At 68.6% G+C, this 17,926-nt stretch carries 16 protein-coding genes and 1 other RNA gene; all 17 read left to right on the plus strand.

Translation table 11 applies throughout. The features are described 5' to 3' along the window. Positions 1-56: 56 nt before the first annotated feature. A complete protein-coding gene (gene rsmI, locus F791_RS0107615) occupies positions 57-893 on the plus strand; it encodes a 16S rRNA (cytidine(1402)-2'-O)-methyltransferase (RefSeq protein WP_018174849.1) in 837 nt (278 codons plus the stop codon). A gap of 48 nt (positions 894-941) precedes the next feature. After that, positions 942-1,288: RNase P RNA component class A (gene rnpB / locus F791_RS13290), an RNA gene on the plus strand. A gap of 292 nt (positions 1,289-1,580) precedes the next feature. After that, the gene (gene mraZ, locus F791_RS0107620; protein WP_018174848.1) at positions 1,581-2,021 is read left to right on the plus strand and encodes a division/cell wall cluster transcriptional repressor MraZ; all 441 of its coding nucleotides are present in this window, start codon (positions 1,581-1,583) and stop codon (positions 2,019-2,021) included. A 2-nt stretch (positions 2,022-2,023) separates the two neighbouring features. Next, complete coding sequence (gene rsmH, locus F791_RS0107625; protein ID WP_038038537.1) at positions 2,024-2,953, plus strand: 16S rRNA (cytosine(1402)-N(4))-methyltransferase RsmH; 930 nt, start codon at positions 2,024-2,026, stop codon at positions 2,951-2,953. After that, on the plus strand, positions 2,953-3,237 hold the full coding sequence (gene ftsL / locus F791_RS0107630) for a cell division protein FtsL (RefSeq protein ID WP_018138000.1): 285 nt from the start codon (positions 2,953-2,955) through the stop codon (positions 3,235-3,237). The genes rsmH and ftsL overlap by 1 nt, the downstream gene beginning before the upstream one ends. Continuing rightward, on the plus strand, positions 3,225-4,940 hold the full coding sequence (locus tag F791_RS0107635; RefSeq protein WP_018138001.1) for a penicillin-binding protein 2: 1,716 nt from the start codon (positions 3,225-3,227) through the stop codon (positions 4,938-4,940). Before ftsL ends, F791_RS0107635 begins: the two co-directional genes overlap by 13 nt. Beyond that, entirely contained in the window at positions 4,937-6,454 is a 1,518-nt protein-coding gene (locus tag F791_RS0107640; protein ID WP_018993166.1) for a UDP-N-acetylmuramoyl-L-alanyl-D-glutamate--2,6-diaminopimelate ligase, read from the plus strand. The genes F791_RS0107635 and F791_RS0107640 overlap by 4 nt, the downstream gene beginning before the upstream one ends. Next, positions 6,451-7,824, plus strand: coding sequence for a UDP-N-acetylmuramoyl-tripeptide--D-alanyl-D-alanine ligase (murF, locus tag F791_RS0107645; protein ID WP_018995100.1), 1,374 nt, complete (start codon positions 6,451-6,453; stop codon positions 7,822-7,824). Before F791_RS0107640 ends, murF begins: the two co-directional genes overlap by 4 nt. Continuing rightward, complete coding sequence (mraY, locus tag F791_RS0107650) at positions 7,805-8,887, plus strand: phospho-N-acetylmuramoyl-pentapeptide-transferase (RefSeq protein WP_018174844.1); 1,083 nt, start codon at positions 7,805-7,807, stop codon at positions 8,885-8,887. The genes murF and mraY overlap by 20 nt, the downstream gene beginning before the upstream one ends. Before the next feature lie 4 nt (positions 8,888-8,891). Next, positions 8,892-10,238, plus strand: a complete 1,347-nt coding sequence (murD, locus tag F791_RS0107655) for a UDP-N-acetylmuramoyl-L-alanine--D-glutamate ligase (RefSeq protein WP_018993163.1) — start codon at positions 8,892-8,894, stop codon at positions 10,236-10,238. Then, positions 10,235-11,437: a putative lipid II flippase FtsW gene (ftsW, locus tag F791_RS0107660; protein WP_018138006.1), complete on the plus strand. Its 1,203-nt coding sequence runs from the start codon at positions 10,235-10,237 to the stop codon at positions 11,435-11,437. Before murD ends, ftsW begins: the two co-directional genes overlap by 4 nt. Further along, positions 11,434-12,534: an undecaprenyldiphospho-muramoylpentapeptide beta-N-acetylglucosaminyltransferase gene (gene murG, locus F791_RS0107665; protein WP_018138007.1), complete on the plus strand. Its 1,101-nt coding sequence runs from the start codon at positions 11,434-11,436 to the stop codon at positions 12,532-12,534. The genes ftsW and murG overlap by 4 nt, the downstream gene beginning before the upstream one ends. Next, entirely contained in the window at positions 12,531-13,967 is a 1,437-nt protein-coding gene (murC, locus tag F791_RS0107670) for a UDP-N-acetylmuramate--L-alanine ligase (protein ID WP_018993162.1), read from the plus strand. Before murG ends, murC begins: the two co-directional genes overlap by 4 nt. After that, complete coding sequence (gene murB, locus F791_RS0107675) at positions 13,964-14,923, plus strand: UDP-N-acetylmuramate dehydrogenase (RefSeq protein ID WP_019592423.1); 960 nt, start codon at positions 13,964-13,966, stop codon at positions 14,921-14,923. The genes murC and murB overlap by 4 nt, the downstream gene beginning before the upstream one ends. Next, on the plus strand, positions 14,920-15,861 hold the full coding sequence (locus F791_RS0107680) for a D-alanine--D-alanine ligase (RefSeq protein WP_018138010.1): 942 nt from the start codon (positions 14,920-14,922) through the stop codon (positions 15,859-15,861). The genes murB and F791_RS0107680 overlap by 4 nt, the downstream gene beginning before the upstream one ends. Before the next feature lie 59 nt (positions 15,862-15,920). Further along, the gene (locus F791_RS0107685) at positions 15,921-16,643 is read left to right on the plus strand and encodes a cell division protein FtsQ/DivIB (RefSeq protein ID WP_018993160.1); all 723 of its coding nucleotides are present in this window, start codon (positions 15,921-15,923) and stop codon (positions 16,641-16,643) included. Between the two features lie 23 nt (positions 16,644-16,666). Further along, positions 16,667-17,902 carry a cell division protein FtsA gene (ftsA, locus tag F791_RS0107690; protein WP_018993159.1) on the plus strand — a complete coding sequence of 412 codons (1,236 nt, stop codon included), beginning with the start codon at positions 16,667-16,669 and terminating at the stop codon, positions 17,900-17,902. Positions 17,903-17,926: the final 24 nt, after the last annotated feature.

The following is a 17,926-nucleotide window of genomic DNA, read 5'->3' on the forward strand; positions in this document are numbered from 1 at the left end:
GGGAGTCAGTATTGAAAGCGCATCAGGTTGTGTCAACGAATTGCGGCACGTTATGGGTGGTTGCCACCCCGATCGGCAATCTGGCCGATCTCAGCCCCCGTGCCCGTGACGTGCTGGCGCGCGTTTCGCGTATCGCTGCGGAGGATACGCGACACAGCGGCGGGCTGCTGGCGCATTTGGGGGTGCAGACCCCGCTGGTCAGTCTCCATGAGCATAACGAGCGCGACCGGATCCCCTCTTTATTGTCTGCGCTGGAGGCGGGCGACGATCTCGCGTTGATCTCGGATGCCGGTACGCCGCTGGTATCCGATCCCGGCTACCGGCTGGTACGAGCGGCCACGGAGGCGGGGCTGCCGGTGCGCGCGGTGCCCGGCGCCAGCGCCCCGCTCGCGGCGCTGGCCGTCGCCGGCCTGCCGTCCGATCGTTTCTGCTTCGAGGGTTTCCTGCCGCATGCTGGTGGGGCCCGCCGTCGCCGCCTGGAGACCTTGCTGGCCCAGCCGGTGACCACAATCCTGTTTGAGTCCTCGCATCGCGTACGCGCCGCTGCCGACGACCTGGCCGCACTGGAGCCGGAGCGGCTGGTGTTCCTGGGGCGCGAACTGACCAAGCAGTTCGAGGAACACTATAGAGGAGCCGCTGGCGGGCTCCCGACCTGGCTCGATGCCGATGCCAATCGGCTGCGGGGTGAGTTCGTTCTGATCCTCGCGCCGGCGCCGCAGGCGGCCGACCCGGAGTCCGAGGATGCCCCGCTGGCTGACGAATATGAGCGCCTGCTGGGGGCCTTGCTGGGGGAGCTCCCCTTGAAACGCGCGGTGCGGGTCCTTGCCGATGCCACCGGACTGCCGCGCAACCGTGTCTATGCCCGGGCCCTGCGGCTGAAGGACGAGGGTTGATGGGGTTTTTCCTTGCGTTGTTGCAGGTGCGGGCGTAAAAGGAGCGCGGGAGCTGGCCTGGCAGTCGCTGTATCCACTGGATGCGGAGGAAAGTCCGGGCTCCACAGGGCAGGACGCCAGGTAACGCCTGGGCGGCGCGAGCCGACGGAAAGTGCCGCAGAAAATATACCGCCGATGGCCTTCGGGCACAGGTAAGGTTGAAATGGTGCGGTAAGAGCGCACCGCACGGCTGGTAACAGTCCGTGGCAGGGTAAACCCCGTCCGGAGCAAGGCCAAATAGGGGTGCATGGTGTGGCCCGCATCGCACCCGGGTAGGCTGCTCGAGGCGTCCGGTGACGGACGTCCCAGATGAATGACTGTCCACGACAGAACCCGGCTTACGGCCGGCTCCCACTTTTTCCCACCTTTGCGGCCCCATCCGTGGGTCCGTGTCTCTCCGTGTCGGCGGTTCTTGCCGAAAAATAGTGAAGTAGTTTCTTAAGTGTGGCCCTCAAGACGCGGCTTTTGGGGTCTTATTTTCTGGCTGCACCGTCGCTGGGCAGGTGTTCGCTAAGTCTCTGTGATTCAACGCTTATTTTTGGTTTTTTCGGGTCAATTTTCTTGACTCCTGGAGATAGCCGTACCTATAGTGTCGAAAAGTGGGAAAAGGTGGGGAAAGGTGGGTGACCACCGCAACCGGTACCGGCCATGTTTCGAGGCGTAAGCCAACTCAATCTGGATGCCAAGGGCCGCTTGGCCATGCCTGCGCGCTATCGCGATACGCTGGCGGCATCCTGTGGCGGCCAGCTGGTGATTACCGTAGACCCCGACCGATGCCTGCTCCTGTACCCGTTCCCCGAGTGGGAGCGCATCGAGCAAAGTCTGATGTCCCGCCCCAACATGAATCCGAAGGTCCGTAACCTGCAGCGCCTCCTGGTCGGCCATGCGACCGAGTGCGAGCTGGACGGTAGCGGCCGTCTCCTGCTGCCGACGCCGCTGCGCCAGTACGCCAGCCTCGACAAGCGGGCGGTGCTGCTGGGGCAGGGCAACAAGTTCGAGATCTGGGATGCCGATTCCTGGGAGGCCCGTTGCGAGCAGGCGCTGGGGGGTGACGTGGATGACGACGCGCTCGAGTCCATTGCGTTGTGACCATGACGGAAAACGCCACTCATATCCCGGTGCTGCGCGACGCGGTGCTGGAGGGGCTGGCCGTGCGCGCTGACGGGTTCTATGTAGATGGGACCTTCGGGCGCGGCGGGCACAGTCGCGCGATTCTCGATCGCCTCGGCGCCGGCGGAAGCCTGCTGGCGATGGACCGGGACCCCGAGGCGGCTGCGGCCGCCTCTTCGTTTGCGGACGATCCACGCTTCTCCTTCGAGCCAGGCCCTTTCTCGGCGATGACCGATACCCTGCGCCGGCGCTTCCCCGGTCGTGCGCCGGATGGTGTGTTTCTGGATCTGGGGGTCTCCTCCCCGCAGCTGGATACCCCGGAGCGTGGTTTCAGTTTCCAGCACGACGGGCCGCTGGACATGCGCATGGACCCTGCGCAGGGCGAGAGCGCGGCGGACTGGCTGGCCCGCGCGGAGCAGGACGAGATTGCGGATGTGATCTACCACTATGGCGAGGAACGTCATTCCCGTCGCGTCGCCCGTGCGATCGTTGCGGCGCGCGCCGAGGCCCCGATCACGCGCACCGCGCAGCTGGCCGAGATCGTGCGCCGCGCGGTTCCTGGGCGCGAGCCAGGCAAGCATCCGGCGACGCGTACCTTCCAGGCCCTGCGCATCCATGTGAACCGGGAGCTAAAGGAGCTGGAGCAGTGGCTCGAGACGATCCCGGAGGTCCTGCACCCGGGCGCGCGGATGGTGGTGATCAGCTTTCATTCGCTTGAGGACCGCATGGTCAAGCAGGCGCTGCGTGGCCCGCGCCCGGACGCGCGCCTGCCGCGCGGGCTGCCGGTGATGCCCGAAACGCCCGAGCGCACGTGGCGCCCGATCGGCAAGCCCGTGCGTGCCGACGCCGAAGAGCAGCGCCGCAACCCGCGTGCACGCTCGGCGGTACTGCGCGTGGGGGAGCGCACCTGATGGTCTTTCGCGGCTTCATCCTGATCATCCTGGCGACCGGGGTCTTTGCCTCCGCCGTTGGGGTGGTGGCGGCCAAGCACGAGGCACGTCAGGCCTTTATCACGCATCAGTCGGAGCTTTCGGAGCGCGACGCGCTGAACCTGGAGTGGACGCAGCTGCAGATCGAGCAGTCGACCTGGGCGACGCAGGGCCGCATCGAACAGCAGGCGCTTGAGGAACTGGGCATGATCAAGCCCGAGCCGGATCGCATCGTGGTGATCGGGGGGCGCACATGGGAGCGCTGAAGCGCCAGGTCAGCCATGGCCGCCTGAAGGTGCTGCTGGTCGTCTCCGCGCTGGTGCTGGTGGCCCTGGTGCTGCGTGCAATCGATCTGCAGGTGCTCAGCCGCGACTTCCTGACGCAGCAGGGCGAGCAGCGTCAGGTGCGTACGCTGACCGAATCGGCCCATCGCGGCATGGTCACGGATCGCAATGGCGAGCCGCTGGCGATCTCCGCTCCGGTGCAGACCGCCTGGGCCAATCCCAAGGACTTGCTCGAGCAACGCGATCGCTGGCCCGAGCTGGCCGAGGCGCTGCAGGTCGACGCCGACTGGCTGGCCGAGCGCATCGAGGCGCGTGCCAGCCGGGAGTTCATGTACCTGCGTCGGCATATGCTGCCGGCCCAGGCGGAGCAGGTGACCGCCCTGCGTGTTCAGGGGCTTGGCCTGACGCGTGAGTTCCGGCGCTACTACCCGCATGGCGAGACGACCTCGCACATCCTTGGCTACACCGATATTGACGATCGCGGGCAGGAGGGCGTCGAACTTGCGTTCAACGACTGGCTGTCGGGCGCGCCGGGTGCCAAGCGTGTGCTGCGCGACCGCCACGGACGCACGATCCGCGATGTGGCCAGTATCCGCCCCGCACGCGACGGCCGCACGCTGCGCCTGACCATCGATCAGCGCCTGCAGTATCTGGCCTACCGCGAACTGAAGGCCGCGGTGGCGGAGCACGATGCCCAGGGCGGGTCGGCCGTGCTGCTGGATGCCCGTACGGGTGATGTCCTGGCCATGGTCAATCAGCCCAGCTTCAACCCGAACAATCGCGGTTCGATCCGCTCGGAACTCGCGCGCAACCGGTCGTTGACCGACAGCATGGAGCCGGGGTCCGTCATCAAGCCCTTCACCGTTGCGGCGGCCCTGGATGCGGGCATCATCGACCCCAATGTGACCCTGGACACCCGTCCCGGGACCATGCGTGTCGGGCGCCTGACCGTGCGCGACTTTCGTGACTATGGCGTGATCGACCTGACCACCCTGATCGCGCGTTCCAGTAATGTCGGCGCGACCAAACTGGCCCTGGACATGCCGCCGGACCGGTTCTGGCAGGTCCTGCACCAGGCCGGCTTCGGCCAGTCGACCGGGACCCACTTCCCGGGCGAGGTGAGCGGCCGCCTGCGCGACTTCCCGACCTGGCGCGAGGTCGAGCAAGCCACGATGGGGTATGGCTACGGCCTCTCCATTACCCCGCTGCAGATGGCTGCGGCCTATACCGCTTTCGCCAACGATGGCCAGCGCATCCCGGTGCGGCTGGTGCAGACTGCCGACGACCTGCGCGAGCCGGCGGGCGTGATGTCCCCGGAAACCGCCCAGCGCGTGCTCGCGATGATGGAGCACACGATCGGTTCCGAGGGTACCGCGCGTCAGGCAGCGATCGACGGCTACCGCATCGCGGGCAAGACCGGTACCAGCCGCAAGAGTGGCCCCGGGGGCTACACCGAGGACCGCTATATCTCCAGCTTCGTGGGCCTGGCGCCGGCCTCGGATCCGCGTTTCGTGATGGCCGTGGTGATCGACGAACCCAATGCCGGCACCTACTTCGGCGGCGCCGTGGCGGCGCCGGTATTCCGCAACGTGATCGGCTCGGCGCTGCGGATGTTCAACGTGCGCCCAGACGCGATGCCGGAGATCCCCATGCAGTTCGCCGCCGAACGCGAGGGCTCGACATGATGGCGGCGAATACGGTCCAGACCGTCACGACACTGGGCAGCCTGTGGCCCGCCGGGGCGCCGGCGCTGGCGCGCGAGGTCGCTGGGCAGCGTGTCACCGATCTCGTCCAGGACAGCCGCCGGGTGACCCCGGGGGCTGTCTTCGTGGCGCTGCGCGGGACGCAAGGCCACGGCCTTGCCTATGCGCAGACCGCGGCCGAGCAGGGAGCGGTGGCCATCCTGTGGGATGAAGCCGAGGCGGCCCCGGCCCTCGATGTTCCGGTGCTGCACCTCCGCGGTCTGCGCACCGCGCTGCCCGCGATCTGCGATGCCCTTTGGGGCGCCTGGCCGGCCGAATATCCCGTCGTCGCGGTGACGGGCACCGATGGCAAGACCTCGGTCAGCCAGCTGCTGGCTGGTGCCCTGGAGCAGATCGGTGTCCCCACGGGGGTCGTCGGGACGCTCGGTGTGGGACGCCTCGGAGCACTGGAAGACTGTGGTCATACCACTCCGGGTGTGATTGACCTGCGCCGGCACCTGGCGCAGCTGGCCGCCGACGGCTGCCGGGCGCTCTCGATCGAGGCCTCGTCCCACGGGCTCGAGCAGGACCGCATGGCCGGGCTGCCCGTGCGTGTCGCCGTGCTGACCCGGCTGGGCTCGGATCATCTGGATTTTCATGGCAGCCAGCAGGCATATGCCGACGCCAAGGCGCGGCTGTTCACCTGGCCGGGGCTGGAGACCGCGGTGCTCAATGCCGACGACGCCCTCGGGCAGCGCCTGATCCACGAAACCACGGCTGGGCGCACCCTCACCTACAGCGCCGTCGGGGCGCCCGCCGATCTGGTCGCGCGGGAGGTCGAGGCAGGCTCCGACGGCATTCGCTTCACGCTGGAGGCTGCGGGCGAGGCCTGGCCGGTGCAGGCGGGTCTGTTCGGGCTGTTCCAGGTCGGCAACCTGCTGGCGACGCTCGCCGCCCTGCGGGCGCTGGGTCATTCCTGGCAGGCCGCCGTCGATGCGGTGTCGCGTCTGCGCGGTGTCCCGGGGCGCATGGAGCGCTTCGAACTGCCCGGCGGGGCGTTGCTGGTCGTGGACTATGCCCACACCGAACAGGCCCTGGCGGCGGCGCTGGATGCCCTGCGCCCGCACACGGCCGGCCGACTGATCGTGGTCTTTGGCTGTGGCGGGGATCGCGATGTCACCAAGCGCCCGGCCATGGGGCGGGCCGCCAGTGCGCGCGCCGATCAGGTGATCGTGACCGACGACAACCCGCGTTCCGAAGACCCGGCCGCGATCCGCGCCGCCGTGTTGGCTGGCTGCGGTCGGCCCGAGGCCTGCCGCGAGCTGGGCGATCGGGAGGCGGCGGTGCGCGCGGCCGTGGCCGAGGCGGGCCCGGGTGACGTCATCGTGCTGGCGGGCAAGGGGCACGAAACCACCCAGCAGGTGGGTGCGCAGTTTTATCCGTTCAGTGATCGCGAGCTGGCGCGCCAGCTCGCCGCTCGGACGAACGCGGGAGACAGTGGGGGGGGTAGCCAATGATCCGGATGACCGGACAGGAACTGGCGGACGCCGTACGCGGCCGTCTGGAAAACGGCGACGGTGAGCGGGTCTTCGAGGGGGTGTTCACCGACACCCGGCAACCCCTCGAAGGGGGCCTGTTCGTGGCCCTGCGCGGCCCGCGCTTTGATGCCCACGAGCATGTCGCCGCCGATCTGCCGGCCGCCGTGCTGCTGGTGGAGCGCGTGCTGGATGTCCGGCATCCGCAGGTGGTGGTGGCCGATACCGGCGAGGCCCTGGGTCGGCTGGCCCAGCACTGGCGCCGCCGCAGCCGGGCGCGTGTGATTGCGCTGACCGGCTCCAATGGCAAGACCACGACCAAGGAGATGCTGCGCTGCATCCTCGAGGGCGTGGGCTCCGTGCATGCCACCCAGGGCAACCTGAATAACGAGATTGGGGTGCCGCTGACCCTGCTGGCCATGCCCGAGGACGCCGATTACGCGGTGATCGAGATGGGCGCCAACCATGCCGGCGAGATCGGACGCATGGCGCGCTGGACCGAGCCGATGGTCGCCATGATCACCAATGCCGGGCGGGCCCACCTGGAGGGCTTTGGCAGCCTCGAGGGCGTGGCCCACGCGAAGGCCGAGATCTACTCGGGGCTGCCCTCCCAGGGCGGCACGGCCGTGATCAATCTGGACGACCCGTTCGCCGACTACTGGCTGTCGCTGAACGAACACCACCATTGCCAGCGTTTCTCCCTGGAGGGCGGTGGCGAGATCGAGGGCATGTGGCAGGCCCCCGACCGCCTGCGCCTGACGATCCTGGGCGCCGGCCGCGACCTGCGCCTGGCCAGCCCGGGACGCCATGTCGCCGCCAATGCGGTCGCCGCGGCCGCCGCGGCGAATGCGGTGGGTGTGGCGATCGACGCGATCGCCAACGGCCTGGCGCGCTGGACGCCGGTGCAGGGTCGTCTGCAGGAGCTCTGGCATGCCAGCGGCGCGCGCCTCTGGGACGATACCTACAACGCCAATCCCGACTCGCTGCGCGCGGGTCTCGAGGTGCTGGCCGCGATGCCCGGCCGGCGCATCCTCGTGCTGGGTGCGATGGGCGAGCTGGGTGCCGAGACCCCGGCGCTGCACCGGGAGACCGGGGCGCTGGCCCGCGCGATGGGTGTGGACTACTGCCTGGCCCTGGGCGAGGCCGCGCGCGACAGCGCCGAGGCCTTTGGCGAGGGTGGCGAGTGGTTTGCCGACCATGACGCCCTGCGGACGCGCCTGGAGGAACTGCTGGAGGACGAGACCACGGTCCTGATCAAGGGCTCGCGCAGCCAGCACATGGAACGCATCATCGAGGGGCTGGAACTGGCCCCATCGGCGCGGGGGGCTGCGAATGCTGTACGCGCTGACTGAGTATCTCGCGCAGTTCTATAGCGGCTTCACGGTCTTTCAGTACCTGACCCTGCGCGCGATCCTGGGCGTGGTCACCGCACTGGCGATCGCGCTGCTGATTGGCCCGGCGATGATCCGTCGGCTGACGGTCGGCAACGTCGGCCAGCAGGTTCGTGACGACGGACCGGAGTCGCATCTGAGCAAGGCCGGTACGCCGACCATGGGTGGGGCGCTGATCCTGGTGGCGGTGGCAGTCGCCACGCTGCTGTGGAGCGACCTGACCAACCGCTTTGTCTGGATCGTGCTGTTGACCACGCTGGCCTTTGGTGCGGTTGGTGGCTGGGACGACTATCTGAAGCTGCGCTACGGCAACAGCAAGGGACTCTCGGCCAAGGCCAAGCTCCTGTGGCAGACGCTGTTCGCGCTGATCGCCGCCGGCGTGATCATGGCCACCGCGCAGAGCCCGGTGGAGACGAGCTTCTATCTCCCGATCTTCAAGGATTTCGAGCTGCACCTTGGCTGGCTGTTCATCCCGCTGGTCTGGCTGGTCGTGGTCGGGTCCTCCAACGCGGTCAACCTGACTGATGGCCTGGACGGTCTGGCGATTATGCCGGCGGTGCTGGTGGCCGGGGCCCTCGGGGTGTTCGCCTATGCAGCTGGCCACGCGGTGTTCGCGGATTACCTGCAGATCCCCGCAGTGCCGGGGGTGGGCGAGGTCGGCGTCTTCGCCGCCGCGCTGGTCGGGGCCGGGCTCGGTTTTTTGTGGTTCAACGCCTATCCCGCCCAGGTTTTTATGGGCGATGTCGGGGCTCTGGCCCTGGGCGCGGCGCTGGGCATGATGGCGATCCTGACCCGTCAGGAGATCGTGCTCCTGATCATGGGCGGCATCTTCGTGCTGGAGACGCTGTCGGTGATGCTGCAGGTCGCCTCGTTCAAGCTCACCGGGCGGCGCATCTTCCGCATGGCGCCGCTGCATCACCACTTCGAACTCAAGGGCTGGCCGGAGCCGCGCGTGATCGTGCGCTTCTGGATCCTGACCGTTGTATTCGTCCTGATTGGTCTTGCGACCCTGAAGATCCGCTAACGCCATGTCGAAGCCACAGCCGCACAATCTGATCGTGGGAACCGGAGCGACGGGGCAGTCCGTCGCCCGATTCCTGCGTGCGCGCGGCGAGGCCTTTGCGATCACCGACACGCGCCGCGACCCACCGGCCCTGGCGGCCGGGGCCGCCGCCGCGTGGCTGTCCGAGGCCTGGGCCGGACCGCTGGACGGTCTTGATACCTCCGGCTATGCCCGCCTGATCGTCTCGCCGGGGGTCCCGCTGGAACACCCGGCCGTCGAACAGGCCCGGGTCGCTGGCGCGGCGATCACCGGCGACATTGACCTGTTTGCGGCAGTGGCGCAGGCCCCGGTCATTGCGATCACCGGCTCCAACGGCAAGAGCACGGTCACCGCCCTGGTGGGCGAGATCCTGACAGCCGCAGGTCGCAAGGTCGCGATCGGCGGCAACTTCGGCACCCCGGCGCTGGACCTCCTGGACCCGGCGGTGGAGGTCTATGTCCTGGAGCTGTCCAGCTTCCAGCTCGAACGCAGCGAGCACCTGGTGCCGGATGGCGCCGCGATCCTGAATATCTCGCCCGACCATATGGATCGCTACCCGGATCTGGCCGCGTACATCCAGGCCAAGGCCCGCATCCTCGACCGTGCCGCTCGCGGTGTGCTCAATCGCGATGACCCCTGGCTGCGCGAGCTGCCCCTGCCGGCCGGTCTGCGCGTGGTCTCGTTCGGGCTGGATGCCCCGCTGGCCGCGACCGACTTCGGCGTGACGACGGGCGCGGCCGAGCCGGACCTGGTGCGTGGCGAGGAACGCCTGCTGTCCACCGCGCGCCTGCGTCTGCGCGGACAGCACAACTGGGCCAATGCCCTGGCCGCGCTGGCGCTGGCCTGGCCGTGGCTGGAATCAACGCAGGCGCGTAGCGAGGCGCTGGCTGCGCTGGCCGACTTCGCGGGCCTGCCGCACCGTTCGCAGTGGATCGCGCGGGTGGCCGAGGTCGACTACGTCAACGACTCCAAGGGCACCAACGTGGGCGCGACCCTGGCCGCGCTACGGGGTACGCCGGGGCCTCTGGTGCTGATCGCCGGTGGGCAGGGCAAGGGGCAGGATTTCTCGCCGCTGGCGGATTACGTGCCCGGCAAGGTCCGGGGCGTCGTGCTGCTCGGCGAGGATGCTCCGCTGATTGCCCGGGCCCTGGCCTCGGTGGTGCCGGTCCAGCGGGTGGACAACATGACCGCCGCCGTGGCACAGGCCGCGGCCTGGGCGCAGCCCGGAGACACCGTGCTGCTCTCGCCGGGCTGCGCGAGCCTCGACATGTACGAGAACTATCAGGCCCGCGGCAACGACTTCGCGCGGGCCGTGCGGGAGCGAGCGGCATGAGTACCGGATCGCTGCCCCTCGGACTGCCCTCGCGCGACTCGCTCGATGGACTGCGCAACAGCGTGGACCTGCCGCTGCTGGCCGCGGCCGCGTTGCTGCTGGGGCTCGGTCTGATCATGGTCGCCTCGGCCTCGATGGACCTGGGCGAGCGCTACTATGGCAACACCTGGCACTTCTTCCAGCGCCAGGTCCTGTTCGCCGCCATCGGTCTGGCGTTGGCGACCGTGATGTGGGCGATCCCGCTGGAGCGCTGGGAGCGCGCCGGTCCCTGGTTGCTGATCCTGGTCATGGTGCTGTTGATTGCGGTCCTGCTCCCGGGCGTGGGCCGAACCGTGAACGGCGCGACCCGCTGGATCCCGATCGGCATGTTCAACCTCCAGGTGGCCGAGCCGGTGAAACTGCTGGTGGTCATGTACCTGGCCGGCTACATCGTGCGTCATTACTCGACCCTGCGGTTGCACCTGCGCGGCTTTGTCCGCCCGCTGGTCGTGCTGGGCTTCGGGACAGTACTCCTGCTTCTGCAGCCTGACTTTGGTGGCGCGGCGATCATGCTGGCGATCGGTATGGGCATGCTGTTCCTGGCCGGCGCCAAGCTGTGGCAGTTCGCCGCGCTCGGCGCGACCATCGCGGTGGGTATGGCCTTCGTCGCAGTGGCTGCGCCCTACCGGGTCGCGCGCCTGACCGCATTCCTCGACCCCTGGCAGGACCCGTTCGCGACCGGGTTCCAGCTGACCCAGTCGCTGATCGCGATCGGGTCTGGCGGCTGGTTCGGTGCCGGTCTGGGCAACAGCGTGCAGAAGCTGTTCTACCTGCCGGAGGCCCATAACGACTTCCTGTTCGCGGTCTTCGCCGAGGAGTTTGGCTTTATCGGTGTGATCGCACTGATCGCGCTGTTTGCGGTCGTGGTCTGGCGCTGCGTGAAGATTGGGCTCTGGGCGGAGCGTGCCGGGCATGCATTTGGTTCGCACCTGGCCTTTGGTGTCGCGATCTGGCTGGCGCTGCAGAGTGCGCTCAATCTCGCGGTGAACATGGGGCTGCTGCCGACCAAGGGTATGACGCTGCCATTTCTCAGCTACGGCGGCAGTTCATTGATCGTCACGCTGATGGCGATCGGTTTGGTGATGCGGGTCTATCGCGAGGCGCAGATCCCGGCCCCGCGCCAGTCGACAGCGCCGCGGCGCAAGAGGGGGCGGGCATGAACAATCCCCTGCGCATCCTGATCATGGCCGGCGGTACCGGTGGACACGTCTTCCCGGGGCTGGCGGTCGCCGACGCCCTGCGCGCCCGTGGCGTCGAGGTCCTCTGGCTGGGCAGCGCGCGCGGGATCGAGACGCGTCTGGTGCCTGCGGCGGGCATCGAGCTGCACACCCTCCCGATCAGCGGCGTGCGCGGCAAGGGGTTGGCGGGACTGCTGCTGGCGCCCTGGCGCCTCGGGATCTCGCTGTGGGCGGCGCTGGCCCTGATTACCCGCTTGCGTCCGGCCGCGGTGATCGGCTTTGGCGGATTTGCGGCCGGCCCCGGCGGCCTGATGGCCGCTGCGTTGGGGCGCCCCCTGGCGATCCATGAGCAGAACGCCGTCGCCGGCCTGACCAACCGCTGGCTGGCGCGCATCGCGGACCGGGTCTATGCGGGCTTCGATCACGCCTTCCCGGAGCGTCACACCGTGACCGTGGTGGGCAATCCGGTCCGTGCGGAGATCGCCGCGTTGCCGGAGCCGGAGCAGCGCTTCGACGAGCGTTCGGGCCCGCTGCGGGTGCTGGTGTTGGGTGGCAGCCTTGGGGCGCGCTCGCTGAACCGCATGGTGCCGGCGGGGCTCGAGCAGGCCCGCGACGCGCAGCCGATGGTGATTCGCCACCAGGCCGGGGAGCGTACGTTGGATGAGGCCCGCGCGGCCTATGCCGAGACCGCGCTGGAATACGAGGTGACCCCGTTTATCGAAGACATGGCCGAGGCCTATGGCTGGGCGGATCTGGTGATTTGCCGGGCCGGGGCGCTGACTGTGGCCGAGGTCGCGGCGGCCGGTGTCCCGGCCCTGTTCGTGCCCTATCCGCATGCGGTTGATGATCACCAGACCGCCAATGCCCGTGCTCTGGTCGAGGCGGGTGCGGCCTGGCGCCTGGCCGATACCGATCTGACGCCAGAGCGGGTCGCCGAGATCGTACGTCCGCTGGGCCGCGAGGCCCTGCGCGAGCGCGCCCGGCTGGCCCGCGAACAGGCCTGCCCCGACACTGCCGAGCGTCTGGCCGAGGCCTGCCTGGAGATGGCCCATGCCCGGCGCGGGAGGAAGAACTCATGAATGCCCCGCGTCTGCCCCGCCACGCGATGCGCCGCATCCGCCGCATTCACTGTGTCGGGATCGGTGGCTCCGGCATGAGCGGGATCGCCGAGGTTCTGCATCAGCTGGGCTACGAGGTCTCCGGATCGGATCTCGGGCAGTCGGCGATGGTCGCGCGACTGACGGGCATGGGCATCCCGGTGTCACCCGCGCATACCGAAGAAAACGTCGCCGAGGCCGATGTGCTGGTCGTCTCCAGCGCAATCGATCCCTCCAACCCCGAGGTGCAGGCGGCCCGCCGCCGAGGGATCCCGATTGTGCGCCGCGCGGAGATGCTGGCGGAGCTGATGCGCTTTCGCTACGGCATTGCCGTGGCCGGTACCCACGGCAAGACCACCACGACCAGCCTGGTGGCCAGCGTGCTCGCCGAGGCCGGTATGGACCCCACCTTCGTGATCGGCGGGCGCCTGAACAGCACGGCCAGTCACTCGAATCTGGGGGCGGGCGACTATCTGGTGGCCGAGGCCGACGAGAGCGACGCCTCGTTCCTGCACCTGCAGCCGATGATCAGCATCGTGACCAATATCGATGCCGACCACCTCGGCACCTATGGCAACGACTTCGGCAACCTGCGCGCGACCTTCCTCGAGTTCCTGCATCACCTGCCGTTCTACGGCATCGCCGTGCTGTGCGCGGACGACCCGCAGGTGCGCGATCTCTATCCCGAACTGGAGCGCCCGCGCCTGACCTACGGCATCGAGGCGGAAGCCGATGTGCGCGCCCTGAACGTGCGCCAGGAAGGCGTGCGCATGTTCTTCGACCTGAAGCTGCCCGGGCAGGCCGCGTTCCCGGTCACGCTGAACCTCCCCGGGCGGCACAACGTGCTCAATGCCCTGGCAGCGGCGGCCGTCGCGCACGAACTGGAGGTTGCCCCTGCGGCGATCCAGGCGGCGCTCGAGCGCTTCCAGGGGATCGGGCGGCGCTTCCAGGTGCAGGAGCTCGAGACCGCGCAGGGCCCGCTGACCCTGGTCGACGACTACGGCCATCACCCGCGCGAGATCGAGGCGACCCAGGCCGCGGCGCGCGACGCCTGGCCCGACCGGCGGCGCATCACCGTGTTCCAGCCGCACCGGTACACCCGCACCCGCGACCTGTTCGAGGACTTCGCCGAGGCCCTGTCCGAGACCGATGTGCTGATCCTGCTGGAGGTCTATCCCGCCGGCGAGGAACCGATCCCCAGCGCCGATGGCCGCAGCCTCGCGCGGGCGATCCGTCTGCGCGGGCAGGTCGAGCCGGTGTTCGTCGAGCATGCGGCCGACGTCGCCGAGGTCCTGTCCGGGATGCTGAAGCCGAACGATGTCGTGATCACCCAGGGGGCCGGCGATATCGGTCGGCTGGCCAGCCTGCTGCCGGACCAGCTGGGAGCGATGAAACGCCCCGGGAGTACGACATGATGGCGGCGCGCGCGGTGGAACCGGTGAACGGCCCGTTCGCCCACGCCCCTCGGGGCGAGGTACGGCCCGATGCCCCGCTGGCGGGGCTGACCTCCTGGCGTGTGGGCGGTCCGGCCGACTGGCTGTTCCGGCCGGTGGACCGGGCCGATCTCGTGTCGGCGCTGGCGGATCACGCCCGTCATGCCCCCGCGATGCCGGTTACCTTCCTGGGCCTGGGCAGCAACGTGCTGATCCGCGACGGCGGCATCGAAGGCCTGGTGGTCCACCTGTCCGGGGTGCTCAACGAACGCGAGCGCCTGGAGGGCAACCGCGTGCGGCTCGGGGCAGGGCTCGCCTGCGCCCAGGCCGCCCGTTTCTGTGCGCGCCAGGGACTTGTGGGCGGTGAATTTCTGGCCGGCATACCGGGCACCCTGGGCGGTGCCTTGCGCATGAACGCGGGGGCCTGGGGCGGCGAGATCTGGCCGCTGGTCGAGTCGGTGTCCACCGTGGATGCCGACGGACAGGAGCACCAGCGTGAGCCGGGCGAGTACCGCATCGGCTATCGCAGCGTCGAGGGTCCGGAAGAGTGGTTTACCGGCTGCGTGCTGCAGCTGGAACCGGGCGATCCGGCCACCGGCACGGCGCGCATCAAGGAGCTGCTGCGTGAGCGCTCGCGCACGCAGCCGCTGGGTCTGCCGTCGTGCGGATCGGTGTTCCGCAATCCGCCTGGTGATCACGCTGCGCGCCTGATCGAGGAGGCGGGACTGAAGGGGCTGCGCCACGGTGGCGCGGAGATCTCCCCCAAGCACGCGAATTTCATTACCCACGATGGCGCGGCGCAGGCCGCCGACATCGAGTGGCTGCTGCACCACGCCCAAAGCGAGGTGGAGCGGCGCTTTGGTGTGTGCCTGGAGCCCGAGGTGCGGCTGCTGGGTCGACCGCGCCCCATGGACGAGACAATCGAGGGAAGGCAATGAGCAGGCGCAAACCGGAAGAATACGGGCGCGTGGCGGTCCTGATGGGCGGCTGGTCCGGCGAGCGGGACATCTCGCTCAAGAGTGGCAACGCTGTACTGGCGGCGCTGCGCCGCCAGGGCGTCGATGCCCATGCCGTTGACCTTACCCGCGAGACGGCGCGGTGCATGGCGCTGGAGGGCTACGACCGGGTGTTCATCGCACTGCATGGCGAGTGCGGCGAGGACGGGACGTTGCAGGGCTGTATGGACATGGCCGGCATGCCGTATACCGGGACTGGGGTCCTCGGTTCGGCGCTGGGTATGGACAAGCTGGCCTGCAAGCGCCTCTGGGCGGGCACGAACCTCCCGAGTGCGCCGTATCGCCTGCTGACACCGGGCTTCGATCCGGAGGCGGTGGCGGATGCCCTCGGCCTGCCGCTGATCGTCAAACCCGCGCGCGGTGGCTCCAGCCTGGGCATCACCCGGGTCGATCGTGCTGAAGACCTGCCGGCCGCCTTTGATGCGGCGCGCGTGCAGCCGGGCCAGGTGTTCGCCGAACAGTGGATCACCGGACGCGAGTACACGGTTGCGGTGCTCGGCAACGAGCCCCTGCCGGTGATCGAGATTCGCGCGGCGAGCGGTTTCTACGACTACCACGCGAAGTACGAGGCGGACGATACCGGCTACCTGTGCCCGCCCCCGGACCTGTCGCGCAGTGCGCAGCTGGAGCTGCAGTCGCTGGCCATCGCCGCCTTTGCTGCCCTCGAGGGCTGCGGTTGGGGCCGGGTGGACATCCTGCAGGACGAACACGGCGAGAACTTCCTGATCGAGGTCAACACCATCCCCGGCATGACCGACCACTCGCTGGTGCCGAAGGCCGCCGCGCAGGCGGGCATCGACTTCGACGAGCTGTGCCTGCGCATCCTCGATTCCAGCTTTGAATGCGGAGGGCTGCGTTGAACGCGCGACGTACAACGCGACCCGCGCGGCGGCCCTCTGGGCCGTCGCGGCTACAGGCTATGACCGGGCCGGGGCTACGCCTGCTCGCCGGCATGGGATTGGCCGGGGCGCTGGTGCTGGGCTTCAGCCTGTGGCTGCACTTCGACCCGGATCAGCATCTGCCGATCGGCTCCATCCAGATTACCGGCGAGCCGCGTCACGCCGACACGGACGTGATTCTCGAGCGGGTACGGGCGCATGCACCGGGTTTCGTGGGTACGGACCTCGAGGTGCTGCGCGGGGAGCTGCAGGCGATGCCCTGGGTGGACAGCGTACAACTGCGTCGGCGCTGGCCGGACACCCTGGAGATCCACGTGACCGAGCCGGTCCCGGTGGCCCAGTGGGGCGACGACCACCTGGTCGACCGCCATGGGCGCCTGTTCGGGCCGGTGGATCTCGCCGAATGGGATTTCCTGCCGGCACTGGCCGGCGAGGACGGCCGTCAGGTGGTGTTGATGCACCGCTACCTGGAGGTCTCCGCGCGCCTGGCCGACGCCGGTTTCGAGGTGGTGGGCGTGCACGAGGGCAAGCGGCATGACTGGACCATACACCTGTCCGACGGGGCCGAGGTCCTGATGGGCCGCGACGTGAATCTGAACCGGCTGGGCCAGCTGGTACGCGCGGCGCCGGCCCTGAGGGCGCGCGAGGACGCCCCGATTGCGCGAGTGGATCTGCGCTATCCGCACGGTCTGGCTGTGGCCTGGGCCGAAGAAGCGGACAACAACGGCGGCAACGCCCGATGACACGAACGACAGGACGCAGAAAGATGATGGCAAAGAAGTCGGAACCCGGACTGATCGTCGGCCTGGATGTCGGCACCTCGAAGATCGAGGCGATCGTCGGCGAGCTGACCGACGAGGGCGAGATCGAGATCATTGGCATCGGCTCCTCCCCGTCGCGCGGGCTGAAGAAGGGCGTGGTCGTGAACATCGAGTCCACCGTCCAGTCGATCCAGCGCGCGGTCGAGGAGGCCGAGCTGATGGCCGGCTGCGAGATCCATTCGGTCTACACCGGGATCGCCGGCTCTCACATCAAGAGCTACAACTCCACCGGCGTGGTCGCGATCAAGGACGGAGAGGTGGTCGCCGGCGACGTCGACCGGGTGATCGATGCTGCCCGCGCGATCGCGATCCCGGCCGATCAGCGCATCCTCCATGTGCTGCCGCAGGAATACATCATCGACGAGCAGGAGGGCATCCGCGAGCCGATCGGGATGTCCGGGGTACGCCTGGAGGCCAAGGTGCACCTGGTCACCGGCGCGGTCTCGGCGGCGCAGAACATCGTCAAGTGCGTGGAGCGCTGCGGGCTGCGGGTGGACGACATCATCCTCGAACAGCTCGCCTCCAGCTACTCGGTGCTCAGCGAGGACGAAAAGGATTTGGGGGTGTGCCTCGTCGACGTGGGCGGTGGCACCACCGACATCGCCGTCTTTGCCCACGGCGCGATTATGCACACGGCGGTCATCCCGATCGCTGGCGATCAGGTTACCAACGACATCGCGGTCGCCCTGCGCACGCCGACCCAGTACGCCGACGAACTCAAGATCAAGTACGCCTGCGCGTTGCGCACGCTGGCCGACCCGGGCGAGACCATCGAGGTCCCCGGTGTCGGCGATCGCGCTGCACGGCGGCTGTCGCGCCAGACGCTCGCCTCCGTGGTCGAGCCGCGCTACGAGGAGCTGCTGCAGCTGGTGCAGGCGGAACTGCGCCGCAGCGGTACCGAGGAAATGATTGCCGCCGGGGTGGTCCTCACCGGCGGTTCGTCCCGAATGGAAGGTGTGGTGGATCTCGCCGAAGAGGTTTTCCACATGCCCGTACGCCTGGGGGTGCCGCAGCGCGTCACCGGGCTCCTGGATGTGGTGAAAAACCCGATCCACGCGACGGGGGTGGGGCTTTTGCTCTACGCCCGCGAGTCGCGTGCGGAGCAGGAGGCCCGGCCCGTGAGTAGCGGCTTCCAGGGTGTATGGGCGCGCATGAAGCGCTGGTTTTCCGGGCAGCTCTGATGATCAGAGTGACCGGGTTTATGG

Origin of the sequence: Thioalkalivibrio sp. ALRh (assembly GCF_000381425.1) — a bacterium.
Taxonomy (GTDB): domain Bacteria; phylum Pseudomonadota; class Gammaproteobacteria; order Ectothiorhodospirales; family Ectothiorhodospiraceae; genus Thioalkalivibrio.